Genomic DNA, 26,651 nt, shown 5'->3' with positions numbered 1-26,651 from the left:
GCCTAGTGGGCGGGCTTCCGGAGACCTGACCAAGGTGAGTCGTGTCGCCCCCGAGCGCCCCCGTTAGGGTTCGGCCCCGTGCGACTCGGACTCAATCTCGGCTATTGGGGAGCGGGGAACGACCCCGCGAACCTGGCCCTGGCGAAACAGGCGGACGAACTGGGCTACGCGGTCGTGTGGGCCGCGGAGGCCTACGGATCGGACGCGGTGACCGTGCTCTCGTGGATCGCCGCGCGGACTTCGCGGATCGACGTCGGCGCCGCGGTGCTGCAGATCCCGGCCCGGACCCCGGCGATGACCGCGATGACCGCCGCGACCCTCGACACGCTGTCCGGCGGCCGGTTCCGGCTCGGCCTCGGCGTTTCCGGCCCGCAGGTGTCGGAGGGCTGGCACGGCGTGCGCTTCACCTCGCCGCTGGGCCGCACCCGCGAGTACGTCGAGATCGTGCGCGCCGCGCTGCGCCGCGAGCGCCTGAAGTACGAGGGCGAGCACTTCACGCTGCCGCTGCCGGACGGTCCCGGCAAGGCGCTGCGGCTGACCGTCCGGCCGGCCCGCAAGCACATCCCGCTGTACCTGGCCGCCATCGGCCCGAAGAACCTGGAGCTGACCGGGGCGGTCGCCGACGGCTGGCTGCCGGTGTTCTTCTCGCCGGCGCACGCGGGGGAGCAGCTGGCGCGGATCCGGGCCGGCGCCGAGGCGGCCGGGCGGTCGATGGACGGCTTCGACGTCGTCCCCACGGTGCCACTGGTCGTCGGCGACGACTGGAGGGCCTGCGCGGACGCCGTCCGCGGCTACGCGGCGCTCTACCTCGGCGGGATGGGGAGCGCGGAGAAGAACTTCTACAACCGGCTGGCCTGCCGGATGGGGTTCGCGGCCGAGGCCGCGGAGGTGCAGGAAAAGTACCTGGCCGGCGACCGGGCGGGGGCGATGGCGGCGGTGCCGCTGGAGTTCCTCGACGCCACGTCGCTGCTGGGACCCGAGGAACGGATCGCGGAGAAGATGACCCAATTCGCCGAAGCCGGCGTGACAACCCTGTCGGTGTCGCCGTACACCCCGGACCCGGCGGCCGCGCTGCGCACGGCCGTCGACGCGCTCGAGAAGGCGGGGGTGGCCTGACGTGGGCTGGTTCGAAGCGCTGGTGCTGGGCCTGGTCCAGGGCCTGACCGAGTTCCTCCCGATCTCCTCGAGCGCGCACCTGCGGATCGTCGCGGCGCTCGCCGGCTGGGACGACCCGGGCGCGGCGTTCACCGCGGTCACCCAGATCGGCACCGAGCTGGCGGTGATCATCTACTTCGGGAAGAAGATCGGCCGGATCCTGCAGGCGTGGTTCTTCTCGCTGTACAAGCCGGAGTGGCGCCGTGACCCGGACGCCCGGCTGGGCTGGCTGATCATCGTCGGCTCGCTGCCCATCGTGGTCCTCGGGCTGCTGCTGCAGGACGAGATCGACAGCGCGTTCCGCGACCTGCGGATCACCGCGACCGTGCTCATCGTGTTCGGCCTGATCCTGCTGCTCGCCGACCGGATCGGGAAGCAGGAGCGCACGCTCGACGACCTCAACGTGCCGCACGGCCTCGGCTTCGGCTTCGCCCAGGCGCTCGCGCTGATCCCCGGCGTGTCCCGCTCCGGCGGCACGACCAGCGCGGGACTGCTGATGGGCTACACCCGCGCCGAAGCGGCGGAGTACTCGTTCCTGCTGGCCCTGCCGGCGGTGTTCGGCTCAGGTGTGTACAAGCTCAAGGACATCGGCTCGGGCGGCGTGCCGGCCCAGTGGGGCCCGACGATCCTGGCCACGCTGGTCGCCTTCGGCGTCGGCTACATCGTGATCGCGTGGCTGATGGCCTACATCAAGAAGCGCAGCTTCGTGCCGTTCGTGGTGTACCGGCTGGTGCTCGGCGTGCTGCTGTTCGTGCTGATCTTCACCGGCGCGCTGGACCCGAACGCGGGTCCCGTCTCCAGCTGATCCGCCCGCGTGGGGACCGCATGATCGGTCCCCACGTAGGGTGGGTCCCGTGAGTACGGTCATTCTGCTCAGGCACGGGAAGTCGACGGCCAACGGCTCCGGCGTCCTGGCCGGGCGTTCCCCGAAGGTCAACCTCGACGACACCGGCCGTGCCCAGGCGGAGAACCTGGTCGGACGCCTCGACGGCGTGCCGCTGGCCGCCCTGGTCGTGTCGCCCATGCTGCGGTGCAAGCAGACCGTCGGTCCGCTGGCCGCCGCGCGGGGGCTGGCGAAGGTCGTCGAGCCCGGACTGTCCGAAGTGGACTACGGGGACTGGACCGGCAAGGAGCTCAAGCACCTCGCGAAGGAGCCGCTGTGGCGGGTCGTGCAGGCGCACGCTTCGGCCGCGGTGTTCCCCGGCGGCGAGGGCCTCGCCCAGATGCAGGCGCGTTCGGTGGCCGCGGTCCGCGCCCACGACCGGCGGATCGCCGCCGAGCACGGCGACCACGCCGTCTGGCTGCTGTGCAGCCACGGTGACGTGATCAAGTCCATTCTGGCCGACGCGCTGGGCCAGCACCTCGACGCGTTCCAGCGGATCGTCGTCGACCCGGCGTCGATCTCGGTCGTGCGCTACACCGAGACGCGGCCGTTCGTCATGCGGGTCAACGACCACGGCGGCGACCTGCGCGGCATCGTGCCGCCGGAGCCCAAGCCGAAACGCGGCAAGAAGACCGACCGCGCGGCCGCTCCGAGCAGCGACGCCGTCATCGGCGGTACCACCGGCCGGTGACCTCGGCCACCTACGGAAAGCGCTGACGTCCGCACCCGGGGAGCCCGTAGGGTGGCGGGACCGAGTGTTTCGCCGACCAGGAGCCTGCCCCGATGATTTCGCCGGACAACCCGTTCGCCGCACCCAGCGAGCTGCCCTACGCCCTGCCGCCCTTCGACCGGATCTCCGACGAGCACTACCGGCCCGCGTTCGAGGCGGGACTGGCCGAGCACGCGGCGGAGATCGAGCAGATCGCGGCGCAGGACGCCGAGCCGACGTTCGAGAACACCATCGTGGCCCTCGAGCGCGCGGGCGAGCTGCTGGGCCGCGTGGCGAGCGTGTTCTACAACCTGGCCGGTTCCAACAGCACCGACGAGATCCAGGCCATCCAGGCGGAGTTCGCGCCGAAGCTGGCCGCGCACCACGACGCGATCCACCTGAACCCGAAGCTGTTCGCCCGGATCGACGCGCTCCACGCGCGCCGCGGCGAGCTCGGCCTGGACGAGGAGTCGCTGCGGCTGCTGGAACGGCGCCACACGGACTTCAGCCGCGCCGGCGCCGGGCTCGGCGAGGCCGAGCAGGCTCGCCTGCGCGAGCTCAACGAGCAGCTGTCCACCCTGCAGACCAGGTTCCAGCAGAACCTCCTCAAGGACACCAACGACCTGGCCGTCGTGATCGCCGACCGCGCCGAGCTGGCCGGCTTCGGGGACGGAGCGATCGCCACCGCCGCCGAAGCGGCGTCCGCCCGCGGTGAAGACGGCAAGTACGTCCTGACGCTGACCCTGCCGACCAGCCAGGCGTCGCCGCTGGAGACGCTGCGCGACCGCGAGGTCCGCGAGCGGATCCACACCGCGTCGATGGCGAGGGGCAACCGCGGCAACGAGTTCGACAACAACGCCGTCGTCGCCGAGATCGTGCGGCTGCGGGCGGAACGAGCCGCGCTGCTCGGCTACCCGAACCACGCGGCGTACGTCATCGCGGACGAGACGGCGAAGACCGCCGAAGCCGCCGCGGGCCTGCTGGAGCGGCTGGCGCCCGCGGCGGTCGCCAACGCCCGCGCCGAGGCCGCGGAACTGCAGCAGCTGCTGGAAGCCGACGTGCCGGGCGCGCAGCTACGGCCGTCCGACTGGCCGTACTACGCCGCGCAGGTCCGCCGGGAACGCTTCGACGTCGACACCGAGGCGCTGCGCCCGTACTTCGAGGCCGACCGCGTGTACCTCGACGGCGTCTTCTTCGCCGCGACCAAGCTCTACGGCCTCACCTTCACCGAACGCGACGACCTGCCGAAGTACCACCCCGAGGTCCGGACCTTCGAGGTCTTCGACGCCGACGGCGCCCCGCTGGGGCTGTTCCTGCTCGACCTCTACACCCGCGACGCCAAACGCGGCGGCGCCTGGATGAACACCTTCGTCGACCAGTCCCGGCTGCTGGACCGCGGGACGGTCGTGGTGAACGTGCTCAACGTCGGCCGACCGCCGGCGGGGGAGCCGACCCTGCTCACCTTCGACGAGGTCGTCACCGCGTTCCACGAGTTCGGCCACGCCCTCCACGCACTGCTCTCGGCGGTCCGCTACCCGACGTTCTCCGGCACCAACGTGCCCCGCGACTTCGTCGAGTACCCCTCCCAGGTCAACGAGATGTGGATGCTGTGGCCGGAAGTCCTGGCCCACTACGCGAAGCACCACGAGACGGGGGAGGCGCTGCCCGCGGAACAGGTCGAGAAGCTCCTCGCCGCCCAGCAGTACGGACAAGGCTTCGCCACGACCGAATACCTCGCCGCGTCGCTGCTCGACCAGGCCTGGCACAGCCTCGGCGTCGACGACCGGGTGGCGGAAGTGCAGCGGTTCGAGACAGACGCGCTGGTGAAGGCCGGCGTGGCCGTCGACGCGATCCCGCCGCGCTACCGCACGACCTACTTCGCGCACATCTTCAGCGGCGGCTACAGCGCCGGGTACTACTCCTACATCTGGAGCGAAGTCCTCGACGCCGACACCGTCCAGTGGTTCCGGGAGAGCGGCGGCCTCACCCGGGACAACGGCGACCACTTCCGCCGGACCCTGCTGGGCAGGGGAGGCAGCATCGACCCGATGGACGCGTTCAGGGCCTTCCGCGGCCGCGACCCCGAGATCGAGCCACTGCTCACCCGCCGCGGCCTCACCGGAGTCTGAGTTCTCTAACTGTATAACGACCTATACCGCGGGGCAGGTTTTCTTGAAACCTGCCCCGCGAGTCGTTCCGCGCACTCAAAAAAACGCACAGAGCCCGGGGGTCAACCCTGCTCGCTGGTGACGATGTGGTCGATGAAACCGTAGGAGAGTGCTTCGTCGGCGTCGAACCAGCGGTCCCGGTCGGCGTCGGCGGTGATCCGTTCGACGCTTTGGCCGGTCTGGCGCGCGGTGATCTCGGCGATCCGGCGCTTCATCTTGCCGAAAACCTCGGCCTGGATGGCGATGTCGGTGGCGGCGCCGCTGATCCCGGCCGACGGCTGGTGCATGACGATCCGGGTGTTCGGCAGCAGGTAGCGCTTTCCGGCGGTGCCCGAGGAGAGCAGGAACTGGCCCATGGAGGCGACGAAGCCGAGGCCCCAGGTCGAGACGTCCGGCTTGATCAGCCGCATCGTGTCGTAGATCGCGAGGCCGGCGCTCACCGAGCCGCCCGGTGAGTTGATGTAGAAGGTGATGTCCTTCGCCGGGTCGTCGGCGGCGAGCAGGAGCAGCTGGGCGATGATCCGGTTCGCCACTTCGTCGTTGACCTCGGAGCCGAGGAAGACGATGCGGTCGCGCAGGAGCTGTTCGTAGACGGTGTCGTTGGGCGACGAGCCGGGTGCCTGCAGGTCGGGTACGGCGAGGAGGGTCATGGGCCCGACGGTAGGGCCCGGGATCCGGTGTGGGGTGAGGTTTCGCTGTGAGCGTGCGGAGTTCGCTCCGGGCGATCAGGTCCGGTGCCGGTCCGCTTCGAGCCGGCGCAGGTTGCGGCGGCCGAGCAGGGCGAGGGCCGGCTTGGCCAGCAGCCATTCGCCGGGGCGGTAGTCCTGGGCACGGACGAGGCGGGTGGCCAGGTCGGGGCGCTGCCGCCACAGGTAGGCGCGGGCCTTTTCGGCGTGCAGGGAGTGGGAGACGATCTTGATGCGGTCGACGTCCCCGAGCAGCGGGATGACGTTCCGGACGTTTTCCCAGGTGCTGTGGCTCTCGGTTTCGAGGCTCAGCGGGCCGTGGTAGCGATGTTTCCCGCGGGCGTGGGCCGCCATCAGTTCGGCTTCCGGGCGGCCGCCGGCGGCCGGGCCGCCACTCAGGACGAGCCGGGCTCCGGCGCCGTCGAGTGAGCGCAGTCCGGCGCGGACGCGCCAGCGGTTCACCGCGTTGATCCGGTTGCCGCGGTTGCGGTAGCCCAGTACGACGACGGCTTCGCTCGTCCCGCGGGCGGTGGTGCCGGGGCCGAGCCGGCGTCGGGAGGCGCGCCAGTGTTCCAGTTCGCCCCAGGCCAGCAGGGCCAGGGCGAGAGGGGCCACCGTCCAAGCCGGACGGTGGCCCTTGAAGTGCCGGAGCGGGCTCAGATGAGGCCGAGCTTCTGCACGGTGTCGCGCTCTTCGACGAGTTCGGCGACGGAGGCGTCGATGCGGGCGCGGGAGAAGTCGTTGATCTCGAGGCCCTGGACGATCTCGTACTTGCCGTTCTTCGCGGTGACCGGGAAGGAGGAGATGAGGCCCTCGGGGACGCCGTAGGAGCCGTCGGAGACGACCGCGGCCGAGGTCCAGTCGCCCGCCGGGGTGCCGTTGACCCAGGTGTAGACGTCGTCGATGGCGGCCGAGGCGGCCGAAGCGGCGGAGGAGAGGCCGCGGGCTTCGATGATCGCGGCGCCGCGCTTGGCGACGGTCGGGATGAAGTCGTTCTCCAGCCAGGCCTGGTCGACCTCGACGCCCTTGCCGGCGGCTTCGGCGTGCTGGACGGACGGGTACTGGGTGGCCGAGTGGTTGCCCCAGATCGCGAGCTTCTTGATCTCGGTGACCGGTACGCCGAGCTTCTTGGACAGCTGGGCGAGGGCGCGGTTGTGGTCGAGGCGGGTCATCGCGGTGAAGCGGTCGGCCGGCACGTCGGGGGCGTGCGAGCGGGCGATGAGGGCGTTGGTGTTGGCCGGGTTGCCGACCACGAGGACCTTGACGTCGTCGGCGGCGCCGGCGTTGATGGCTTCGCCCTGGGGCTTGAAGATGCCACCGTTGGCCTCGAGGAGGTCGCCGCGCTCCATGCCCTTGCTGCGCGGGCGGGCGCCGACCAGGAGGGCGACGTTGGTGCCTTCGAAGGCCTGCTTGGGGTCGTCGAAGATGTCGGTGCCGGCCAGGAGCGGGAACGCGCCGTCCTCGAGCTCCATGGCGGTGCCCTCGGCCGCCTTGACCGCCTGCGGGATCTCGAGGAGCCGCAGCTTCACCGGGACGTCCTGGCCGAGGAGCTGACCGGACGCGATGCGGAACAGCAGCGCGTAGCCGATCTGGCCGGCCGCGCCGGTGACGGTCACGTTGACAGGGGCTTGGGTCATTGCGGTACTCCAGCTTGAGACGACTTTGGCTAGTGCAGTGAGCCTATCCCTCCTCGTGGTCGCCGTCCGGGTGCGTCCAGTCACTCTCGCTGGATCGATCCGGTCACGGGGTGCGGTCGGGGTGGGTCGACCAGTTCGATGCCGATCGCGACGACGCCCAGCGCTTCGCGTTCGGGTGGGTAGATCTGGCGGATGTTGGCGAGTTGCTCGGCGCGGGTGGCGAGGGGTTGACCGAAGCGATCTCTTCGTGGTCGAACATCTCGTCGAAGGTCGCGTAGCGGGTCACTCGGGTCACCCGCGCGAGAACCTGGTCACCCTGGCAGCGGAACCGGCTCAGAGAGCCTTCCTTGATCTTGCGACGGCTTGAGTCGTTGACGCGGATCTCGGTCGACTTGCGTCCGGTGGCGATGAGGTCGAGTCAAGCGCGGTGCCCACAAAAGCCCAGTCCGCCGAACCGGCCGTTCCGATGGGCGGGCTAAGCGTCCGCGACGTTGGCGGCGAGCCGGTGGAGAAGGTCGGCGAGCTGGGCGATCTCCGTGTCGGACAGGCCTTTCCTCATGCGCTGGTCGTGGGCGATGGCGGCGGTGGCGAGCTGGTGGAACAGCTTTTCGCCGTCGTCGGTGAGTTCGACCAGGTGGACTCGGCGGTTCTCGGGGTCGCGGCGACGGGTGACGAGGCCGGCGGTCTCCATGCCGTTGAGGTGGTGGGTGAGGGTGGCGCCCTGGATGCCGACGGCGTCGGCGAGTTCGCGCTGGTTGGCGGCGGGCTGTGTCTTGAGGGAGATGAGGATCTGCCAGACGGGCTGGGAGCCGCCGGCGGCGGCGAGCGCCTGGTCGAAGGCGCGGGCGGCCGTTTTGGCGGTGCGGGCGAGGACGACGCCGATGGGGGCGGTGACTGGTGGTGGCACGGGGAGACCGTACCGCAGATGCCGAGAGGTCTAAGCGTTTGACATCTAACGGTTAGACTCCTAACGTTGAGGCATCGAACGAAAGGGGAATCCGATGAGCACCGAAGAGCAGGTTCGCGAGTTCGGCCGGGTCTGGGCCGCGGCCGAGGAACGCGGCGACACCGAAGCACTGGCCGGCCTGGCCGCCGACGGCTTCCGTCTGGTCGGGCCGCTGGGCTTCGTGCTGGACCGGGACCAGTGGCTGGCGCGCTACGACAGCGGCGCGCTGGTCACCGAGAAGCTGGCCTGGTCCGACGTCGAGGTGCGCGACTTCGGCGGCGCCGCGATCGCGGTCGGCGTGCACGAGCAGGTCGCGAAGCATCAGGGAAGCCCGGCGAGCGGCCGGTTCCGCGCCACGCACGTGCTGGTCCGCGACGGGGACCGCTGGCGCTTGGCGAGCATCCACCTGAGCCCCATCGGCGGGCCGCCGCCGTTCGCGCCCCAGGGAGAGCGGCGATGAGCGCCACGACCGGGAACTGCTCACGCGGACGCGGGAGGGCAAGATCATGCGGTTGAGCATCGGGGTCACGGACTTCTCGTGGCCGGACAAGCTGACCGACGAGCTGGTGGCCGTCGCCGTGGCGGCCGAGGACGCCGGGCTGGACACGCTGTGGGTCGCCGACCACCTGCTGCAGGCCGACCCGCACAGCACCGCCGACGCGGCCATGCTCGAGGCGTACACGACGCTGGGGTTCCTGGCCGGCCGGACCAGCCGGATCGGGCTGGGCACGATGGTCTCGGCGGTGACGTTCCGGCCGCCCGCGCTCCTGGTCAAGGCGGTCACGACGCTGGACGTGCTGTCCGGCGGGCGGGCCCGGTTCGGGATCGGCATCGGGCACCACGACGGCGAGGCGCGGGCGATGGGCCTGCCGTTCCCGCCGGTGGGCGAGCGGTTCGAACGGATGGAGGAGACGATCCGGCTGGCGCTGCGGATGTGGGCGGGCGACGACTCGGCGTTCGAAGGTGAGCACTACCGCCTAGAACGTCCAATCGGGAATCCGCCGCCGGTGCGGCGGCCGCGGGTGCTGATCGGCGGGGCCGGGGAGCGGAAGACGCTCCGGCTCGTCGCCCGGTACGCCGACGCGTGCAACGTGTTCGACGTCCCGGACGGCGGCGCGACGGTGCGGCACAAGCTGGCGGTCCTCGCGCGACACTGCGAGGAGGCCGGGCGGCCGTACGGGGAGATCGAGAAGACCATCAGCACCCGGCTCTCGCCCGGGGAGCCGGCGGAGTCGTTCGCGGGCCGGTGCGCGGAGTTCGCCGCGTGGGGGATCGACCACGCGGTGGTGATCACGGCCGGTCCGTGGTCGATCGCGGGGGTCGAGACGCTCGGGCGGGTCGCCGGCCAACTGGACTGACCGGACGTCGCGGGGGTGATCGTGCCGGTGACCGGGCGGACCGGCGGCGCGAAATCGTTTTCCCGGTAATTTGTTCACAGCCACCGGGAATGTGCACATGTCGAATTTGTTGGAACGTGAGCAATGTTGCGTGGTGGGACGACTACGGCGCGTTGCTCCGTTCAGCGGGGTTTGCTTCCATGATCCTTTCGCTACCATGGTCCGGCCCCCGTCCCCAATTTGAATGTATTGGGAAGGATTCCGATGCTGTCTGCGGTCGTTGCTGCCGTAATGGCGCTGTCCTCTGTGGTCGCCCCGCATTCGTGGAACACTCCTCCGCCGCCCGACAAAATCGTCATCGACGTCGTGAACGCCATCGGCACGGGCTGCCCGCTCGGCACGTCCGCGGTGGCCGTTTCGCAGGACAACACGGCGTTCACCGTGACATACAGCGCCTACACGGCATTGGTCGGGGTCGGTGCCGGCCCGCTGGACGCCAGGAAGAACTGCCAGATCGGCCTGCGGGTGCACGTGCCGCAGGGGTTCACCTACGGAATCGCGCAGGCGGACTACCGCGGATTCGCCCACCTGGAACGGGGTGCGACCGGGCTGGAAAGAGCAAACTACTATTTCCAGGGTAATTCCCCGACGGCCTATGTTCAGCACCCGCTGACCGGGCCGTTCGAAGACGACTGGCATTTCACCGATACGACGGAGGTCGGCGCGATCGCGTTCAAGCCGTGTGGCGAGGAACGCAACCTGAACATCAACACGGAATTGCGGGCCACGGCGGGAACGTCGGATCCGAAGAAGACGACGAGCTACGTCACGATGGACTCGACCGACGGCAGCATCACCACGACGTACCACTTCGCGTGGTTGTCCTGCCCGTGATCGGCTCAGGCTGACCGGAGGTGGAGAGGGGCGGCGCGGCGAGAGAGCCGCGCCGCCTCGGCCGGTCACTGTTTCGCGGGGGCCCGCGGGTCGGTGGCCTGGACGCCGAAGACGAGGCCAAGGGAGACGAGGGCCTCGTCGAGGTGGCTGAGGCTGGACAGGACGGCCCGGGTTTCGGCCTGCTCGACGCGGTCGGAGACGGGGGTGCCGTCGTCGCGCACGAGGGTGCCGGGTGTGGGGCCACCCGGTGCTTCCAGGGCTTTGCGGAGGACGTCGATGTTGGCCAGCAGCCGCCCGGTGAACAGGCGCAGGCGATCGGCGTCGGCGCCGGTGAGCTGGCCGGGCTGGGCGCGGGCGGCGACATGGCGGGCCCGGAAGGCGATGGTTTCCAGTGTGGTGAGCACGTGCCAGCCGTAGTCGCGGCGGGCGCTGCGGAGGTTGACCGGGTGGGTCAGCGGTTCGATGGTGGCGCGGACCTGTTCGACCGAGCGGTCCAGGTCGCGGGAGAGCTCGATGATGTTGACGTTCTCTTCGCCGGCGAGCAGCCCACGGGTGCGCACGAGGAAGTCTTCGAGGTCGTCGAGCACTTCGGCGATGTCGTCGAGCATGACCGAGCGGGTGCGGACCGGGACGATCACGACCGCGGCGAGGATGCCCGCGGTGGCGCCGACCGCGGTTTCGGCGACGCGGATCCAGAGCACCTCGAGGCTGAACGTGCCGAGCAGGCTGTAGAGCAGGCCGAGCATGCTGGTGACGAAGAACGCCATCACCACCTGGGAGACGCGGGCGGTGTAGACCATCCCGAACACGCAGACCAGGATCAGCGCCAGCGTGGCGGCGGTGCTGCCGCCGACTCCCGCGGCGAGCAGGACGCCGCCGACGATGCCGATGAGGGTGCCGCCGAGGCGGCGGACGCCCTTGACGAAGGTGGCGCCGGCGCTGGAGGCGCCGATGAACACGACGAAGACCGTGAGGACGGCCCAGTACCAGCGCTGGTGGGAGACGAGCTGGCCGCCGACCACGGCGAGCCCGCCGCCGACGACGGCCTGGATGGCGCTGCGGGTCCGGTTGTCGTAGGCGAACTTCGGGGTCGGCGCGTTTTCGCCGGGGTCCTCGAGGGATTCCGGAGCGGACTCGGGGGCGGCGGCGCGCTGGGCGCGGTCGTCGGCGAGGGCGAGCTCGGCCAGCGCTTTGCGGACGCCGTCGCCGGGCGCGGCGTGTTCGTCGATGCGGCTGCCTTCGACGAGCATGCGGCTGAACTCGCCGGTCCGGCTGATCAGCGGCAGCTCGCGCGGGTCACGTTCCATCAGCGCGCGGAACCGGGCGAGCCGGGCGATGAGGTCGTCGCGGACTTCGGCGGTGAGTTCGTCGGAGCAGGTGCGCTGCACGGTGATGGCCAGCCACTGGACGGCGAGCTCGACCTCGATGGCGCGGCGGCGCAGCCGGTCGGCGGCGCCGGCGTCGACAACGTCGGGCGCGGCGTCCTCGATGAGCAGGACGCACTCGTGGAGCCGCGCGATCGCCGAGCGGAGCTGCTTCCGGGTGCGTTCGCTGCCGTTCACCCCCAGGTAGGCCTCGGTGGCGCGGACGACCGTGGCGAGGCGGGCGCGGAAGGCGCGGCGGACCCGCAGGAACTCCGCTTCGGCGTTGTGCCGCAACAGGACGAACCGGACGACGGCGTTGGCGAGGACACCGACGGCGAGCGCCATCAGCAGCTGCGGAACCTGCGCCAGGTGGGTCTGGAGGAACATCGGGAAGAAGAAGAGGAAGAAGCCGATCGAGCCGAGCGCGGTGCCGCGGGCGCCGAAGCGCTGGGCGTAGACGGCGACGAAGATCAGCAGGACGAAGACGACGCTGTCGAGCGGCGGCAGGGCCGAGCCGAGGCTGGCGACGGTGATCGACGCGGCTCCGGTGAGGAACGCCAGGACGAGGGTGACGGCCTGGCCGCCCGGTGTGGGGTCGTTGACGGTGAAGGCGGTCATCATCGCGGCGATGGCGCCGACGAGCATGACGGTGAGCGGCACGTGCGCGGGCAGCAGCGCGGCGACGGCGAGGACGATGCCGAGGACGGCGGAGCCGGCCAGCCGCAGCCGGACCAGGCCGGGGTCGGCCGCCGCGAGCCTGTCGACGATAGCGGTGCGAAAGTTCATCGGGCGAGCAGCTCCCACTGGGCGAGGGTGACGCGGCGGCCGCGGGCGGCGGTGATCCGCAGCCGGTAGCGGGTGTGCGCGGCCGGGGCGGCGAGGACGAACGGGCGGGTCTGGCGGCGCCAGCGGAACAGCTCGTCGTGACGTTCGTCGAGGGTGGCCCAGCTGTCGCCGTCGGTGTCGGAGCCTTCGAGGATCCACGCGCTCGGGTCGCCGCGGCGGGTGCCGGAGGTGAGCGTGTACATCGTGACTTCGCGGGGTTCGCCGGTGACGGTGAACTCGATCGCCGGGGTGGCGCCGCGGAAGGTGACCTGGGTGCCGGTGGTGTCGTCGAACAGCGCGTCGACCTTGCTGCCGTCGGAGCTCGTCGCCGTGCCCGTGAGGTCTTCGATCGGTTCCGGGTGTTCGGCGGGCGGCGGCGGGGCGCCCCAGCCGGTCGGTTCGGTCGTGAGGTCGAAGACCAGTTCGGCGCCGCCGGCGAGGGTGGCGTGGGCGATGGTCGTGGTGTCGTGCGGTTCGCCGTCGACAGTGAGCCCGCGGACGTAGACGGTCTCGTCGGTGTTTCCGGGAGCGTGGACGACGAGCCTCTTGCCGTCGCCGAGGTGCACCGTGGCCTTCTCGAACAGGGGTGAGCCGATCGCGTAGTGCGGGCTGCCGACCGACAGCGGGTAGAAGCCGAGGGCGCTGAACACCCACCACGCGGACATCTCGCCGTTGTCCTCGTCGCCCGCGTAGCCCTGGCCGATCTCGCTGCCGAGGTAGAGCCGCCGCAGCACTTCGCGCACGACCCGCTGGGTCTTCGCCGGCGCACCGGCGAAGTTGTAGACGTACGGGATGTGGTGGGAGGGCTGGTTGGAGTGGCCGTACTGACCCATGCGGACGTCGCGGGCTTCGGTCATCTCGTGGATCAGGCCGCCGTACGCGCCGGGTCTGCGGCCGGTCTCCGGGGTGGCGAAGAAGGCGTCGAGCTTGGCTTCGAGGCCGGCGGCGCCGCCGTGGAGGGCGGCGAGGCCGGGACCGTCGTGGGGTGCGGAGAAAGCGGTGTTCCAGGCGTTGGTCTCGACGAAGTCGCCGCCCCAGGCGGCCGGGTCGTAGCCATCGGGGGCGAACCGGCGGCGGCCGTCGCCGTGGCGGCCCTGGAAGAAGCCGATCTCCGGGTCGAAGTGGTGGACGTAGTGCTTCGCGCGCTCGCGGAAGTAGGCGGCGTACTCGGCATACGTCCGGGCTCGCGGCGCGGCACTTTCACGTGAAAGTGCCTCCGACAGGTTGGCGAGGCCGAAGTCGTTGACGCAGCCCTCGAGTGCCCAGGAGAGTCCACCGTGGACGGACGCCGGGGTGTAGCCGAGGAAGATCGACCGGCCGAGGCCCTTGCGGCCGATCGCGCGGTGCGGCGGGGTGACGGTCGCGTTCTTGAGACCGGCGTCGTAGGCGCCTTCGATGTCGAAGTCGCGGACGCCTTTGAGGTAGGCGTCGGCGAACGCGACGTCGGAGCTGGTGCCGGTCATGAGGTCGGCGTACCCCGGTGACGACCACCGGGAGATCCAGCCGCCTTCGCGGTACTGCTGGACGAAGCCGTCGATCATCCGGCCACAGCGCGCCGGGGTGAGCAGCGCGTATGCGGGCCAGGTGGTGCGGTAGGTGTCCCAGAAGCCGTTGTTGACGTACAGCTCGCCGTCGACGACCTTCGCGCCGGTCCGCGTGCGGGTGCTCGGCCACCACCGGCGCCGGACCGGGCTGGCGTGCCGGATGCCCTTCGGCGTGTTCTCGTGCGCGACGTTCGGGTACAGGAACAGCCGGTAGAGGTTCGAGTACAGCGTCGTGAGCTGGTCCTCGGTGGCGCCTTCGACCTCGACGCGGCCGAGCAGGTCCTGCCACAGCTCACGGGCCTGGTCCCGGACCTGCTCGAACGTCGTCCCGGCGGGGATCTCCAGCTCGAGGTTGCGCTTGGCCTGGGCGAGGCTGATCAGCGACGTCGCGATCCGCAGCGTGACGCCGGGGCCGTCGAACTCGAAGTAGCCCGAGACGCGCCGCCAGGGACGCCGGCGGAGCTTGGCGCCGTTGGTGGCCGGGGTATCGGTCACCGCGTAGACGAACATGCGGCGCGCCCCGGCGGACAGGCGGCTGCGGACCCAGGTGTGGCCGGTCACGACACCGGTGTCGGCGTTCAGGCGCAGGCCACCGCGGTTGCCGACGTTGTCGAACAGCAGCCAGCCGTGCTTGGCGGGGAAGGTGAACCGCAGGATCGCCGCGTGCGACGTCGGCGCGAGGTCGGCGGTGATCCCGTTGGCGAACCGGACGCCGTAGTGGTGCGGCGAGTCGGTTTCGTCGTCGCGGGAGAAGGCCAGGGCGCGGTGGGGGCGGTGGGGCTGGACCGGGCCGGTGCCGGGCATGACGTGGAAGGTGTGGCGGTCGCCCATCCACGGGCTCGGCTGGTGGGACAGCGCCAGCGCCTGCAGGGCCGGCTGGTTCTCCGCGTTGTTGTGGCGGTGGTAGGAGTAGATCCAGTTGGTGACGCCGGCGTCGGTGACCGGGGTCCAGAAGTTGAACCCGTGCGGCACGGCGGTGGCGGGGAAGGTGTTGCCGCGGGAGAAGTCCGCGCTCGAGTGCGTGCCGCGGGTGGTCCGGACGAAGTCGACGGGCTCGCGCGGCAGATCGGCGCGTTCGGCGACGCGGACGTCGTCGATCCACCCGGTGATCTCCCCGCCCGGAGACGCCGTGCGCAGCACGATCCGGCTGATCCGCCGGCCCGCGAAGGCCCCGAGCGGGCGGCGGACGAGGTTCCACTGGTCCACCCAGAGCGTCTTGTCGTCTTCGGGGGCGAAGCCGGCCGAAGTTCCGTCGGCGAACTCGACGTCGAGACTAACGTGGGTGGCGTGGTAGGCCGGGATCTCACCATCGGACCGCGGGAAGACCACATAGGACAGCTCGGTCCGGTCGGTGACCGGGATGTCGAGTTCGAACAGGACGGCCTCGGGCCGCGCGGAGTAGCGAAGGGCACGCAGCCCGGTGAAGCCGACGCCGGTCTTGGCCGTGGGGGAGCGGTCCGGGCCGCTGCCGACCCGCAGCGCGGGATCCGCCGGCTGCGGGTCGCCGGCTTCGAAGGAGGAGAAGAACGCGGCGTCGGACATGCGCCCACCGTATCCGCCGAACGGCCCAGCCCGCGCGACCGCCGGATCGCGCCCAGCACCCCGTGCCGTCCGTCCAGGTACGCGTGTCGTCCGATCGGACCGGACCCCGGCGGCACGCGTACCTGCGTGGACGACACGGCGGCGGCCTCCCCACTCGGCCTGCTGTCGCGAATGAGTCATTCGCGACCAAGAAACCCCTCGCCAAGAGACTTTGCCGGGCCCCTGGCCGGGTTGGTGGGGAGGCCGCCGCGAACTACCGGACTAGATCTTCGCGCACTGCCCGGCGGCCGGACCGCGGACGGTGTTCGGGAGGTCGTAGTCCGTCGGAGCGGGTGAGTTGACCGCGCATGCCAGCGGGCCGGCGATCGTGCTCGAGGTGAGCACCGGGCCGTGGTTGGCGGTCAGCGCGACCGGGCCCGCGATGTCGGTCAGCTCGATCGACACCTGCCCGCTCACTCCGGTGATGGCCACCGGGCCGCCCACCTTCGTGCGGTTGAGCACCACCTGGGCGGCGCCGGTCGCGGCGAGCGGGCCCTTGATCGAACCGCCGCGCACCACCAGCGAGGCGCCGGGACCGACGGTGACCGGGCCGGACACCGTCGCGTCCTGCAGGCACACCGTGTCGGAAGCGACCGACAGCGGACCGGACGCACCCGTGATCGTCTTCGTGCAGGCCGCGTCCGGCTTGCCCAGCAGCTCGAACTCGGCCGGCGACGCCGGTGCGCCGGTGCTGGTCGCGGTGACCTCGAGCTTGTAGTAGGCGAAGTGCGCCGGGTTGGCCACCTTGAACGCCCGCGTCTGCTGCCGCCAGCTGAACGCCTGGTTCGCCTGCTGGTCGGCCACGGCCCAGGTCTTGCCGTCGTAGGAGCCCTTCAGCGTCCAGCTCTTCGGGTCGCCCGCACCGGTCTGGGACGTCAGCGTGTAGTGCGTGACGGCCTCGTCGGTGTTGTTCAGCTGGTACTGCACGGCGCCGGTGACAGCGGCCTGGGTGCGCGAGGTGTTGTCGAGAAGCGCCGCCGCGTCGGAGCCGTCCGAAGTGGACAGCGTGCCCTTGCCGGGCCCGGTCTCGTCGTGCAGGGGTGCCGGCACCGCGTCACCCGTGGTGATCGACTTCGGCGCGTCGTTCGGGCCGGTGCCCCACGACGACGGGTTCGGGCCCATGTCGAAGTCGATCCGGCCGCCGCGCGCGATCAGGTCGTGCGGCAGCGACGTCGAGGAGTACGCCTTGCCGTTGACCTTCACGCCCTGGACGTAGACGTTCTTCGCGCTGTTCTTCGGCGCGTTGATCACCAGGTCCTTGCCGCCGGCCAGGTGGATCGTCGCCTTCTTGAACAGCGGCGACCCGATCGCGTAGTTCGGGCTGCCCATCTGCAGCGGGTAGAAGCCCAGCGCGCTGAACGTCCACCAGGCCGACTGCTCGCCGTTGTCCTCGTCGCCCGCGTAGCCCTGCCCGATCTCGCTACCGGTGTAGAGCCGCGAGAGCGCCTCGCGGACCTTCGCCTGCGTCTTCGACGGCTGACCGGCGTAGTCGTACATGTAGAGCGTGTGGTGCGAGGCCTGGTTGGAGTGGCCGAGCTGGCCCATCCGGACGTCGCGGGCCTCCCGCATCTCGTGGATCACCCCACCGTAGGAGCCCGGGAAGTTCGCGGTCTCCTGGTCGGCGAAGAACGCGTCCAGCTTCTTCGCCAGGCCCGCCTTGCCGCCGTAGAGGTTGGCCAGGCCCTGCCCGTCCTGCGGCACGGAGAACGCCATGCCCCAGCCGTCGGTCTCGGTGTAGTCGATGCCCCACACCCGCGGGTCGTAGTCCTGCGGCGATCGGCTGAACTTGCCCGCGGCGTCGCGGCCCTGGAAGAACCCGACGCCCGGGTCGAACAGGTTCACGTACTGCTGGGCGCGGCTGGTGAAGTACTCGTAGTTGGCCAGGTACTCCTGCTTGCGCGGGTCGCTCGCGGGAGCTTCGTCGTAGAGCTTCTTCGACAGGTTCGCGATGCCGAAGTCGTTGACGTAGCCCTCGATCGACCACGAGAACCCGTGGTCGGCGGTGTTCGGCGCGTAGCCGAGGAACATGCCCTCGTCGACGCCCTTGCGGCCGACCGCGTTGTTCGGCGGGGTCACGGTGGCGTTCTTCAGCGCCGCGTCGTAGGACGCCTTGACGTCGAAGTTGCGGACGCCCTTCAGATAGGCGTCGGCGAACGCGACGTCCGAACTGGTGCCCGTCATCAGGTCGGCGTACCCCGGCGACGACCACCGGGAGATCCAGCCCCCGTCCCGGTACTGCTGCACGAACCCGTCGACCATCTTCCCGGCCATCTCCGGGGTGAGCAGCGAGTACGCCGGCCACGTGGTGCGGTAGGTGTCCCAGAAGCCGTTGTTGACGTAGGTCTGGCCGTCGACGATCTTCGCGCCGGTCTGTGTCGGGGTGTCGGCACCGGTCTTCGGCGAGACGAAGCTCGCGTACCGGTACACCGGTTTCTCCGGTGTGCCGGTGTTCTCGTGCCCGGAGTTCGGGTACAGGAACAGCCGGTAGAGGTTCGAGTACAGCGTCGTGAGCTGGTCCTTCGACGCGCCCTCGACCTCGATCACCTTCAGCTGGTCGTCCCAGGCCCGCTGCGCGGCGTCGCGGACGGAGTCGAACGTCGCGGCCGGCGCGATTTCCTGCGCCAGGTTCTTCTTCGCCTGATCCACGCTGATCAGCGACGTCGCGATCCGCATGGTCACCGTCTTGTCGGCGCCGGCGGCGAACCGCAGGTACCCGGTGACGTTGTCGCGGCCCTGCCCGGTGAGCTTCCCGCCCGCGGAAACCGGCTTGTCGAACGTGGCGTAGACGAACATCCGCCCCGCGCCCGCCGACAGGCCGCTCTTGACGTCGGTGAAGCCCGACAGCGTGCCGTTCGCCGTGTCGAGCGTCAGCCCGCCCTGGTTCTTGTAGTTGTCGAAGATCAGGCTTGAGTCGCTGCCCGGGAAGGAGAACCGGAACATCGCCGCGTGGTCGGTCGGGGTGATCTCGGTCTTGATCCCGTTCTCGAACCGCACGCCGTAGTAGTGCGCGCGAGCGGTCTCGTTGTCGTGCTTGAACGCCAGCGCCCGGGCGTCGCGGTTCGCGTCCGGCACCCCGGCGGCCGCGGACGGCATCACCTGGAAGGTCTGCCGGTCGCCCATCCACGGGCTCGGCTCGTGGCTGACGCTGAACGCCTGCAGTTCCGGGAGGTTCTGCTCGTTGTTCTGGGTGCTGTAGTTGTACATCCACCGGACGTCGCCCGAATCGGCGTTCGCGTCGGTCACCGGGGTCCAGAAGTTGAACCCGTGCGGCACCGCCGTCGCCGGGAAGTTGTTGCCCCGGGAGAACGTCCCGTTGGCCATCGTGCCCCGCGTGGTGAGCACGTTGTCGGTCGGGCGGGTGCTGGCCGGCGGGGTCGGCGTGGCGGAGATCTTCACGTCGTCCAGCCAGCCCTGCAACGAGCCGGGGCCGTCCGGGTTGTCGTAGCCGACCAGGATCCGGTCGATCGTCTTGCCCTTGGCGACCGTGCCGATCGCCGAGCGCACCAGGTTCCACTGGTTGGTGTAGAGCACCTTCGAAGCGCCCTGGCCCTCCGGCGTCAGCGGGAAGCCGTACTGGTCGGTCGCGCCGAGGTCGCGCAGCCGGGTGCCGTCGGTGAAGACCAGGTCGATCGCGACGTTGGTGCTCTGGTACTTGAGGTCACCGGTGATGAACTGCGGCTGCACCTTGTACGACAGCTCGGTGGAGGCCACGACCGGGACGTCGACGTCGAAGACCTTGTTGTACGACCAGCCGTGCCCGGTCGCGGTCTGGCTGCCCGAGTAGCGGAACGCCTTGAGCCCGGTGAAGCCGACGCGGTTTTTGTTCGTGTAGCCGCTGGTCGGGCCGGAGTCGGTGAAGCTGCGCATGTTCGGCAGCGGCGGCGGCGCCGGCTCGTCGTTGGCCAGCAGCAGTTCCGACAGTTGCAGGATCGGCCCGCCGTTGTTGCGCGTGATGTTCAGCCGGAAGAACTTGTACGGCGCGCTCGGCGCAGCCAGCCGGTAGTCCTTCCGCTGGAACCGGGCGGTGAACGCCTGGTCGGTCTGCTTGTCGAGGTCGGTCCAGGCGAGGGCGTCGTTGGAGCCCTGCAGCGTCCAGTCCTTCGGGTCGCGGTTGTCGAAGTCGTTGGCCGAGGAAATCGCGTAGTGCGTGATCGAGGTGGCCTCCGACAGCGAGATCTGCGCCCACGCCGTCGGGTCCCAGGACAGCCACTTCGTGTCCGTCGTGCCGTCGACGAGGTTCGACACCACCTCGCCGCCGCTGCTGTTCTCGCTGCTGGCGCCGGTTTCGGTCACCTTGCCGCGGATGTCGCCGGGGATGGCGGTGCCGTTCGCGCCGTTGATGCCGGACGCGCGCGGCTTGCCCGCCGCGTCGGTGTCGACCGTGTCGGTCCACGTCGGCTGCGCGTCGCCCGCCTCGAAGGAGGACGAGAAATCGGCGGGAAGGGCGTCTTCGGCGGCGGACGAGGCGGCGGGGACGGCGACCAGGCCGGCGGCGACCACGGCGGCGGTCACCAGAAAAACGACCGGCGGTCTGGCGCTTCGGGGCATCGTTGCTCCAAGCTCTGGAGGGCGGAATCAGCAGCACCGCGGGCGGGGACCGGCGGCGCCAAGGAAGGGAAGCGCGCGGGTGACATCGATGTCAAGGCCGCCCGGCAAACCTGACCAGAACTGGACAACGCGGAAAACGGGGGACCGATGAGACCATTGAAGATCTTCACCGCGGCCGTGACCATGGCGCTCGCCACGACCGGTTTCGTGGCGGGAACCGCCACCGCCGCGGCGGATTCGCCCGTTCGGCCGGTGCTCGCCTGCGGCGAGCTGGTCCGCGGGTTCGCCCTCCCGGGCGCCGCCACGCACGTCACCTCCGCGGCCGTCGTCGCCGCGACCGGCACCGATCCCGAGTACTGCGGCGTACGGGGCTACGTCGAGCCCGCCGTCCAGTTCGAGCTGCGGCTGCCCACCAAGACCTACGCCGGGCGCTACCTGCAGTACGGCTGCGGCGGCTTCTGCGGTCTGATCACCCCGCCGCGGTTCGCCGACTGCGGCCTGCCCCACGGTGGTGACGTCGCGGTCGCCGCCACCGACGACGGCCATGTCGGGCGCACCCCCGCCGTCGTCGACGACGGCAGCTGGGGCGCGAACAACCAGGCCGCGCGCGACGACTTCGAGTTCCGGGGACCCCACGTCGTCTCGCGCGCCGCCAAGGCGATCATCCAGGCGTTCTACGGTGCCGCGCCCAAGAAGTCCTACTTCACCGGCTGCTCCGACGGCGGCCGCGAAGGTCTCCTGCTGGCCCAGCGTTACCCCGCGGACTTCGACGGCATCGTCGCCGGCGCGCCCGCGAACTACTGGGGCCCGCTGCTCGAGTTCCAGGTCTGGCTCGCGCGGGTGAACACCGCCGCCGACGGCAGCCCGATCCTCACCGCGGCCAAGCTGCCCGCCCTGCACAACGCCGTCCTCGCCGCCTGCGACCGGCTCGACGGGCTCACCGACGGCCAGCTCGACGACCCCCGTGCCTGCCACTTCGACCCGGCGACGCTGGCCTGCCCGGGCGCGGACAGCCCGGCGTGCCTCACCCCGGCCCAGGTCGCCGCGACCCGCAAGCTCTACTCGCCGCCTACCGACGGCCATGGCACGCTGCTCTACCCCGGTGGTGAGCAGCCGGGCTCGGAGCTGTCCTGGGCGGGCTGGATCATCGGAGTGCCCGAGACCGGCGGCGTCGCCTTCGCCCGCGGCCTGGCGGACAACTACCTCCGCTACCTCGGCTACCCGATCGGCGCGCCGACGTCGACCGTCGACACCTTCGCCTTCACCAAGCGGGAGTTCGACCGGCTCACCCCGGTCGGCGTCCGCTACAACGCGATGAGCCTCGACCTCTCGGCGTTTCAGCGCCGCGGCGGCAAGCTCGTGCTCTGGCACGGCTGGGCCGACCAGGCCATCCCGCCGACCGGCACGCTCGACTACTACCAGCGGCTCACCCAGGGCCGTCCCCAGGACTGGGCCCGGTTGTTCATGGTCCCGTCGCTCTACCACTGCGGCGGCGGCACGACGATCACCGAGTTCGACCCGCTGCGCGAGCTGGTCGCCTGGGTGGAACGCGGCACCGCGCCGACACGGGTGACCGCGACCGGCCGGGACGCCGACGGGAACGTCACCCGCACCCGGCCGGTGTTCGCCTACCCGCAGCGGGCGGTCTACGACGGCACCGGCAGCGTCGACGACGCGGCCAACTTCCGCCCCGCCCCGCCGACCTCGCCGGTCCGGGACGTCGTCCGCTGGGCCGGGGAGAAGCTGTACGCGATCCCGGGGCCGGTCGCGCCGTAAAACCGGTCACGCGGGTCCGGCGTTGTCGTTAGGGTCGCGATCATGACGACGCCGGAACCCGCCGACCGTGTACTCGCCCGCGCTTCCCTCGCCCAGGGAAACCCGACCGGGTGGTTCGAACAGCTCTACACCGCCGCCGCACGGGGCGAGGCCGAGTTGCCCTGGGCCCGCAACGTGCCGAACGTGGAGCTGGCCGCCTGGGCGAGCCCAGGCGAGGGCCGCCGCGCACTGGTCGTCGGCAGCGCCCTCGGCGACGACGCCGAGTTCCTGGCCACGGCCGGCTGGGCCGTCACCGCGTTCGATGTCGCCTCGACCGCGATCGAGGCCGCCCGCACCCGCTTCCCCACGTCCACAGTGGACTACGTGGTGGCGGACCTGCTGAACCCGCCGGGGGAGTGGCGGCAGGCCTTCGACCTGATCGTGGAGATCATGAACGTCCAGGCGATGCCCCGGGACTTCCGGCCCGCCGCGGTGGCGTCGCTGGCCGGGTTCCTCGCCCCGGGCGGAACCGCGCTGGTGTGCGAGGTCGCGGAGGAGAACATGGACATGGAGAACTGGCAGAGCCCGCCGTGGCCGTTCAGCCGCGCGGACATCGAGTCCGTCGCCCAGGACGGCGTCCGGCTGGTGAGCCTGGAGACCATCCGCGGCGGCGCCCGCTACTGGGCCACCTTCACGCGCTGAGCGGTTCGGTGACGGCCGGGGGTCGTGCCCACGACGGCGGTGAAGGCCGCGATGAAGTGGCTCGGGTTCGCCCAGCCACAGGCGTGGGCCACGTGGGCGGTGTCGTGATCGTCGGCGAGCAGGACCAGCGCGTGGTAGACGCGTAGCTGGGTGCGCCACTGGTAGAAGGTCATGCCGAGCTCGTCGTGGAACAGCCGGCTGAGCGTGCGGGCACTGGCGCCGATCGCCCGCCCGAGTTCGGCCAGCGGCGTGGTGTCCCCGGGCTTCTCGTACAGCACCCGCGCGATGGCCCGCAACCGGTCGTCGCGGGGTTCCGGCAGGTGCAACGGCTGCTCGCGGGCTTCCTGGAGCTGGTCGACGAGAACCCGGCGAAGGCGGGCGTCCGCGGCGCGGTCGTGGTCGCCGGGGCCGGTGAGGGCGAGCAGGATTTCGCGGGCGAGGCCGGAGGCGGTGAACACGGCCGGCCGGCTCGGCACGAGCCGCGCCAGGGCCGCCGGCAGGAACACGATCCGCATGTCGGTGTGGCCGTGGGCGCGGTGGTAGTGCGTGAACCCCGCGGGCGTCCAGGCGACCCGGTTGGCGGGCACGATCGACGTCCCGTCTTCGGTGTGCACGGACAGGACACCGCGGGCCGCGTAGACCAGGTGCCCCCGTGGATGGGCGTGCCCCGGGCTCGTTCCGCCCGACGGCCACAGGTGCACGCCGCCGGACGGCCAGATCCGCGACGACGAAGGATCTTGGCGGCCAATGGGCATAACATGGCATTCTACCGGTGGTCGGCCGCCCGCCGATCCGGCGACAGTGGACGCATGAGCAAGACGATGCGAGCGGCGGTTTGTGTCCGGGCGGGTGGCCCGGAAGTGCTGGAGATCCGCGAACTGCCGGTGCCGGCGGTCCGGGCCGGCTGGAGCCTGGTGCGAGTCGAGGGCGCGGGCCTGAACCGGTCGGAACTGAGGACCAGGCAAGGACATTCGCCCACCGTGCGGTTCCCGCGGGTGCTCGGGATCGAATGCGTGGGCACCGTGGCGGCCTCGACCGACCCCCGGCTGCCGGAAGGGACGACCGTGGCGGCGGTGATGGGGGAGATGGGGCGGGAGTTCGACGGCGGTTATGCCGAGTACGCGTTGCTGCCGAACCCGCTGCTGATGCCGGTCACCACCACGTTGCCCCGGGAGGTGGTGGCCGCGCTGCCCGAGACGTACCTGACCGCGCAGGGCGCGCTCGACGCGCTGGGGATCATGCCGGGACGCCGGTTGCTGATCCGCGGCGGAACCTCGTCGGTGGGCCTGGCCGCCGCGTCGATCGCGCGCGGCCTCGGCGTCGAGACCGCCGCCACGACCCGGAGCCGAAGCAAGATCAGCGCGTTGACCGCGGCCGGCGTCCACCGCGTCCTCGTCGACGACGGCGGGCCGACGGTCCGCTCGGTCTGGCCCGACGGCCCGGACTACGTGCTGGATCTGGTCGGCGCGGACACGGCCGCGGACTCACTGCGTCTGGTCCGGCGCGGCGGCACGGTGTGCGTGGCGGGCTCGCTCAGCGGCTGGATCATCCCGGACTTCGAACCGATCGCGAAGATCCCGTCCGGGACCAAGCTCACGGCCTTCCACAGCGACGACCTCAAGGGCGGGGCGGGCGCGGCCGTGTTGCAGCGGATCGTCCGCGAAGTCGAGGCCGGCCGGTACCTCCCCCACATCGACCGCGTCGTCGGCCTGGACGACATCGTCGCGGCCCACCGGTACATGGAGAACGACGAAGCCGCCGGGAAGCTGGTCCTGGTGCCCTAGCAGCTTTCGAGGAACCGGGACAGCACCCGGGTGCCGAAGTGCAGCCCTTCCACCGGCACCCGCTCGTCCACCCCGTGCGCCATCGCCCGGTACGGAAAGCCCTTCGGCAGCCACAACGGCGCGAAGCCGTAGCAGTCGATGCCCAGCTTCGCGAACGCCTTCGCGTCGGTGCCGCCGCCCAGGCAGTACGGCACCACCACGGCTTCGGGATCCTCGGCGCGCAGCGCGGCGGCCATCGCGTCGAACCACGGGGAGTCCACCGGCGCCTGCACCGGCGGCTGGCGCGCGACGAACTCGCGCGTGACGCCTTCGCCGAGCAACCCGTCCAGCTCGGCCAGCAGCGCGTCCTCGGTTCCCGGCAGCACCCGCACGTCGACCTGGGCGGTCGCCGTCGACGGGATGACGTTCACCTTGTAACCCGCGTCGAGCATCGTCGGCGTCGTGCTGTTGCGGACCGTCGGCACCACCAGCGCGCCCGCCGGACCGAGCGCGGTCACCATCTCGTCCACAGCGTCCAAATCGGACAGATCAACCGGGACGCCCAGCGCCGCGCCGGTCCGCTCCAGGAACGCCCGCACCGTCGGCGTCAGCTCCACCGGCCAGCGGTGCGCGGCGATCCGGTGCAGCGCGCCGACCAGGCGGGTGACGGCGTTCTCGTGGTTGGGACGCGACCCGTGCCCGGCCCGGCCGCGGGCGGTCAGGCGCAGGTGCGCGGTCCCGCGCTCGGCCGTGCCGACCGGGTAGAGGTGCACGTCGCGGCCGTCCGCGGCGGGCACGTGGTAGGTGTAGCCGCCCGACTCGCTGATCGCGGCCGCGCAGCCCTCGAACAGCTCCGGGTGCTCGGCGACCAGCCAGTGCGCGCCCCAGTCCCCGCGGTCCTCTTCGTCGGCGACGAACGCCAGCACCAGCTCGCGCCGCGGCCGCACTCCGCCCGCGAGGGCGGCGAGCACCATCGCGACGAAGTCCTTCATGTCGGTCGCGCCCCGGCCCCACAGGTAACCGTCGCGGATCTCACCGGCGAACGGCGCCACCGACCAGTCCGCGGCGTCCGCCGGGACGACGTCGAGGTGCCCCTGTGCCAGCAGCGCGGGCAGCGACGGGTCGGTGCCGGGAACGCGGGCGATCACGCTCGCGCGGCCGGGCGCGGCTTCGAGGATCTTCGACGGGATGCCCAGGCCGTCGAGGAACGCCGCGACGTACTCGGCGGCCGGGCGCTCGCCCTCGGCGTCACCCCCGCCGCGGTTGGTGGTGTCGAACCGGATCAGATCAGCGCACAGCTCAACCACATCAGCCATAGATACCCTGCACCGCCCCCGCCGCGATCGCCGTGACGACCTTGAACGCCTTCATCGCTTCGGTCATGTTCACCGCGTCGAAGCCGACCCGGCGGGTGCCGATCTGTTCCACCGTCGGGATCACCGCCGTCGCCTGGGCCAGGTGGCTCGCGTCGAACTCCACCTCGATGCGGTGCGACCCGACCTGCCGCTCCTCCCGGCCCGCCCGCGCCAGCGCGTCGGCCGCCGCGCTGGTCAGCAGCTCCGCCGTGCGCGCCGGCGGCAGGCAGATCGCCGCGTACCGGCTCACGCATTCCTTCACCTGCACCAGCTCCGCCTCCGGAGCGTAATCACGCGCGTCGTCGCACGTTTTGTCGTCACCCGAAACGAGCAGGACAGGGACGCCGTACTCCGCGGCCATCGCCGCGTTCAACCGGCCCTCGCTCGCCGGGACGTCGTCCAGCCACACCCCGGTGATCTGGTTCTCCAGGTACGTGTGGGACAGCACCCCGTCGAACCCGGCGCCCGCGTGGTACCCGAGGAACACCACGCCGTCCACGCCGGAGTCGACGCCCTGCATCATCGACAACGGCTTGTGCCGCCCGGTCAGCATCCGCGCCCGCGGGTCGAGGTCCTCCAGCAACAGGTTCCGCTGCGACGAATGCGCCTCGTTGACCAGCACGTCCCCCGCCCCGGCCTCGTACAGCCCGGCCAGCACGGCGTTGACGTCGCCGGTGAACAGCCGCCGGAACCGGTCCCACTGCGGCGATCCGGGCACGACGTCGTCGGTCCAGGTGACGCCGGTGGCGCCCTCCATGTCCGCCGAGATCAGGATGCGCATGCCGGGCACTCTAGCCAG

Annotated in this window: 21 protein-coding genes and 1 pseudogene; 10 read left to right on the top strand and 12 right to left on the bottom strand. The window is 70.9% G+C overall.

Annotation, left to right across the window (positions count from 1 at the left end; genetic code table 11):
* Window positions 1-78 precede the first annotated feature (78 nt).
* From AB0M82_RS04825 to AB0M82_RS04810, 4 genes are all read left to right on the top strand, one after another.
* Window positions 79-1,116: an LLM class F420-dependent oxidoreductase gene (locus AB0M82_RS04825; protein ID WP_364717744.1), complete on the top strand. Its 1,038-nt coding sequence runs from the start codon at window positions 79-81 to the stop codon at window positions 1,114-1,116.
* Window position 1,117: 1 nt separating this feature from the next.
* Window positions 1,118-1,960 carry an undecaprenyl-diphosphate phosphatase gene (locus AB0M82_RS04820; protein ID WP_364717743.1) on the top strand — a complete coding sequence of 281 codons (843 nt, stop codon included), beginning with the start codon at window positions 1,118-1,120 and terminating at the stop codon, window positions 1,958-1,960.
* A gap of 49 nt (window positions 1,961-2,009) precedes the next feature.
* Window positions 2,010-2,729 (top strand): histidine phosphatase family protein, encoded by a 720-nt coding sequence (locus AB0M82_RS04815; RefSeq protein WP_364717742.1) that lies wholly within the window; start codon window positions 2,010-2,012, stop codon window positions 2,727-2,729.
* A 92-nt stretch (window positions 2,730-2,821) separates the two neighbouring features.
* On the top strand, window positions 2,822-4,876 hold the full coding sequence (locus tag AB0M82_RS04810) for a M3 family metallopeptidase (protein WP_364717740.1): 2,055 nt from the start codon (window positions 2,822-2,824) through the stop codon (window positions 4,874-4,876).
* 101 nt (window positions 4,877-4,977) lie between these two features.
* Here AB0M82_RS04810 and AB0M82_RS04805 read toward each other — a convergent pair whose 3' ends face one another.
* The 6 genes and pseudogenes from AB0M82_RS04805 to AB0M82_RS04780 form a co-directional block, all read right to left on the bottom strand.
* On the bottom strand, window positions 4,978-5,565 hold the full coding sequence (locus AB0M82_RS04805; protein WP_364717739.1) for an ATP-dependent Clp protease proteolytic subunit: 588 nt from the start codon (window positions 5,563-5,565) through the stop codon (window positions 4,978-4,980).
* Between the two features lie 75 nt (window positions 5,566-5,640).
* Window positions 5,641-6,216: a YdcF family protein gene (locus AB0M82_RS04800; protein WP_364717738.1), complete on the bottom strand. Its 576-nt coding sequence runs from the start codon at window positions 6,214-6,216 to the stop codon at window positions 5,641-5,643.
* Window positions 6,217-6,257: 41 nt separating this feature from the next.
* A complete protein-coding gene (locus AB0M82_RS04795; RefSeq protein WP_364717737.1) occupies window positions 6,258-7,238 on the bottom strand; it encodes a malate dehydrogenase in 981 nt (326 codons plus the stop codon).
* A gap of 103 nt (window positions 7,239-7,341) precedes the next feature.
* Window positions 7,342-7,524: a hypothetical protein gene (locus tag AB0M82_RS04790; RefSeq protein ID WP_364717736.1), complete on the bottom strand. Its 183-nt coding sequence runs from the start codon at window positions 7,522-7,524 to the stop codon at window positions 7,342-7,344.
* Between the two features lie 12 nt (window positions 7,525-7,536).
* A pseudogene (locus AB0M82_RS04785) lies at window positions 7,537-7,620 on the bottom strand (hypothetical protein); the annotation flags it as partial.
* Window positions 7,621-7,713: 93 nt separating this feature from the next.
* Complete coding sequence (locus tag AB0M82_RS04780) at window positions 7,714-8,145, bottom strand: MarR family winged helix-turn-helix transcriptional regulator (protein WP_364717734.1); 432 nt, start codon at window positions 8,143-8,145, stop codon at window positions 7,714-7,716.
* A gap of 94 nt (window positions 8,146-8,239) precedes the next feature.
* Here AB0M82_RS04780 and AB0M82_RS04775 point away from each other — a divergent pair, with 94 nt between their 5' ends.
* From AB0M82_RS04775 to AB0M82_RS04765, 3 genes are all read left to right on the top strand, one after another.
* Entirely contained in the window at window positions 8,240-8,644 is a 405-nt protein-coding gene (locus tag AB0M82_RS04775) for a nuclear transport factor 2 family protein (protein WP_364717733.1), read from the top strand.
* A 46-nt stretch (window positions 8,645-8,690) separates the two neighbouring features.
* Window positions 8,691-9,542, top strand: coding sequence for a TIGR03560 family F420-dependent LLM class oxidoreductase (locus AB0M82_RS04770; RefSeq protein WP_364717731.1), 852 nt, complete (start codon window positions 8,691-8,693; stop codon window positions 9,540-9,542).
* A 243-nt stretch (window positions 9,543-9,785) separates the two neighbouring features.
* Entirely contained in the window at window positions 9,786-10,415 is a 630-nt protein-coding gene (locus AB0M82_RS04765) for a DUF4360 domain-containing protein (protein WP_364717730.1), read from the top strand.
* A 65-nt stretch (window positions 10,416-10,480) separates the two neighbouring features.
* On the opposite strand, the gene AB0M82_RS04760 is transcribed toward AB0M82_RS04765, so the two are convergent.
* The 3 genes from AB0M82_RS04760 to AB0M82_RS04750 form a co-directional block, all read right to left on the bottom strand.
* Window positions 10,481-12,565, bottom strand: a complete 2,085-nt coding sequence (locus AB0M82_RS04760) for an FUSC family protein (protein WP_364717728.1) — start codon at window positions 12,563-12,565, stop codon at window positions 10,481-10,483.
* Window positions 12,562-15,690 carry a GH92 family glycosyl hydrolase gene (locus AB0M82_RS04755; protein ID WP_364717727.1) on the bottom strand — a complete coding sequence of 1,043 codons (3,129 nt, stop codon included), beginning with the start codon at window positions 15,688-15,690 and terminating at the stop codon, window positions 12,562-12,564. Before AB0M82_RS04755 ends, AB0M82_RS04760 begins: the two co-directional genes overlap by 4 nt.
* Window positions 15,691-15,951: 261 nt before the next feature.
* Window positions 15,952-20,277 (bottom strand): GH92 family glycosyl hydrolase, encoded by a 4,326-nt coding sequence (locus AB0M82_RS04750; protein ID WP_364717725.1) that lies wholly within the window; start codon window positions 20,275-20,277, stop codon window positions 15,952-15,954.
* A 147-nt stretch (window positions 20,278-20,424) separates the two neighbouring features.
* Here AB0M82_RS04750 and AB0M82_RS04745 point away from each other — a divergent pair, with 147 nt between their 5' ends.
* The gene (locus tag AB0M82_RS04745) at window positions 20,425-22,053 is read left to right on the top strand and encodes a tannase/feruloyl esterase family alpha/beta hydrolase (protein WP_364717724.1); all 1,629 of its coding nucleotides are present in this window, start codon (window positions 20,425-20,427) and stop codon (window positions 22,051-22,053) included.
* A gap of 42 nt (window positions 22,054-22,095) precedes the next feature.
* Window positions 22,096-22,734 (top strand): class I SAM-dependent methyltransferase, encoded by a 639-nt coding sequence (locus tag AB0M82_RS04740; RefSeq protein ID WP_364717723.1) that lies wholly within the window; start codon window positions 22,096-22,098, stop codon window positions 22,732-22,734.
* Here AB0M82_RS04740 and AB0M82_RS04735 read toward each other — a convergent pair.
* Window positions 22,710-23,489, bottom strand: a complete 780-nt coding sequence (locus AB0M82_RS04735; RefSeq protein WP_364717722.1) for a helix-turn-helix transcriptional regulator — start codon at window positions 23,487-23,489, stop codon at window positions 22,710-22,712. The two genes, AB0M82_RS04740 and AB0M82_RS04735, sit on opposite strands and share 25 nt — an antisense overlap.
* A gap of 54 nt (window positions 23,490-23,543) precedes the next feature.
* Between AB0M82_RS04735 and AB0M82_RS04730 the strand changes: the two genes are divergently transcribed.
* On the top strand, window positions 23,544-24,518 hold the full coding sequence (locus tag AB0M82_RS04730) for a zinc-binding dehydrogenase (RefSeq protein ID WP_364717720.1): 975 nt from the start codon (window positions 23,544-23,546) through the stop codon (window positions 24,516-24,518).
* Here AB0M82_RS04730 and AB0M82_RS04725 read toward each other — a convergent pair.
* Both AB0M82_RS04725 and AB0M82_RS04720 read right to left on the bottom strand, forming a co-directional pair.
* Window positions 24,515-25,813, bottom strand: a complete 1,299-nt coding sequence (locus tag AB0M82_RS04725) for a M20/M25/M40 family metallo-hydrolase (protein WP_364717719.1) — start codon at window positions 25,811-25,813, stop codon at window positions 24,515-24,517. The genes AB0M82_RS04730 and AB0M82_RS04725 overlap by 4 nt on opposite strands.
* Window positions 25,806-26,633 carry a M55 family metallopeptidase gene (locus AB0M82_RS04720; RefSeq protein ID WP_364717718.1) on the bottom strand — a complete coding sequence of 276 codons (828 nt, stop codon included), beginning with the start codon at window positions 26,631-26,633 and terminating at the stop codon, window positions 25,806-25,808. Before AB0M82_RS04720 ends, AB0M82_RS04725 begins: the two co-directional genes overlap by 8 nt.
* Window positions 26,634-26,651 lie beyond the last annotated feature (18 nt).

Origin of the sequence: Amycolatopsis sp. NPDC051128 (genome assembly GCF_040682715.1) — a bacterium.
Classification (GTDB): Bacteria; Actinomycetota; Actinomycetes; order Mycobacteriales; family Pseudonocardiaceae; genus Amycolatopsis.
This window is presented reverse-complemented; position numbering and strand designations above follow the sequence as displayed.

Excerpts from the sequence above, each read along its gene's own strand:
- AB0M82_RS04810 (WP_364717740.1), top strand. The coding sequence starts at position 2,822 with ATGATTTCGCCGGACAACCCGTTCGCCGCACCCAGCGAGCTGCCCTAC.
- AB0M82_RS04805 (WP_364717739.1), bottom strand. The coding sequence starts at position 5,565 with ATGACCCTCCTCGCCGTACCCGACCTGCAGGCACCCGGCTCGTCGCCC.
- AB0M82_RS04795 (WP_364717737.1), bottom strand. The coding sequence starts at position 7,238 with ATGACCCAAGCCCCTGTCAACGTGACCGTCACCGGCGCGGCCGGCCAG.
- AB0M82_RS04775 (WP_364717733.1), top strand. The coding sequence starts at position 8,240 with ATGAGCACCGAAGAGCAGGTTCGCGAGTTCGGCCGGGTCTGGGCCGCG.
- AB0M82_RS04770 (WP_364717731.1), top strand. The coding sequence starts at position 8,691 with ATGCGGTTGAGCATCGGGGTCACGGACTTCTCGTGGCCGGACAAGCTG.
- AB0M82_RS04765 (WP_364717730.1), top strand. The coding sequence starts at position 9,786 with ATGCTGTCTGCGGTCGTTGCTGCCGTAATGGCGCTGTCCTCTGTGGTC.
- AB0M82_RS04760 (WP_364717728.1), bottom strand. The coding sequence starts at position 12,565 with ATGAACTTTCGCACCGCTATCGTCGACAGGCTCGCGGCGGCCGACCCC.
- AB0M82_RS04755 (WP_364717727.1), bottom strand. The coding sequence starts at position 15,690 with ATGTCCGACGCCGCGTTCTTCTCCTCCTTCGAAGCCGGCGACCCGCAG.
- AB0M82_RS04750 (WP_364717725.1), bottom strand. The coding sequence starts at position 20,277 with ATGCCCCGAAGCGCCAGACCGCCGGTCGTTTTTCTGGTGACCGCCGCC.
- AB0M82_RS04745 (WP_364717724.1), top strand. The coding sequence starts at position 20,425 with ATGAGACCATTGAAGATCTTCACCGCGGCCGTGACCATGGCGCTCGCC.
- AB0M82_RS04740 (WP_364717723.1), top strand. The coding sequence starts at position 22,096 with ATGACGACGCCGGAACCCGCCGACCGTGTACTCGCCCGCGCTTCCCTC.
- AB0M82_RS04735 (WP_364717722.1), bottom strand. The coding sequence starts at position 23,489 with ATGCCCATTGGCCGCCAAGATCCTTCGTCGTCGCGGATCTGGCCGTCC.
- AB0M82_RS04730 (WP_364717720.1), top strand. The coding sequence starts at position 23,544 with ATGAGCAAGACGATGCGAGCGGCGGTTTGTGTCCGGGCGGGTGGCCCG.
- AB0M82_RS04725 (WP_364717719.1), bottom strand. The coding sequence starts at position 25,813 with ATGGCTGATGTGGTTGAGCTGTGCGCTGATCTGATCCGGTTCGACACC.
- AB0M82_RS04720 (WP_364717718.1), bottom strand. The coding sequence starts at position 26,633 with ATGCGCATCCTGATCTCGGCGGACATGGAGGGCGCCACCGGCGTCACC.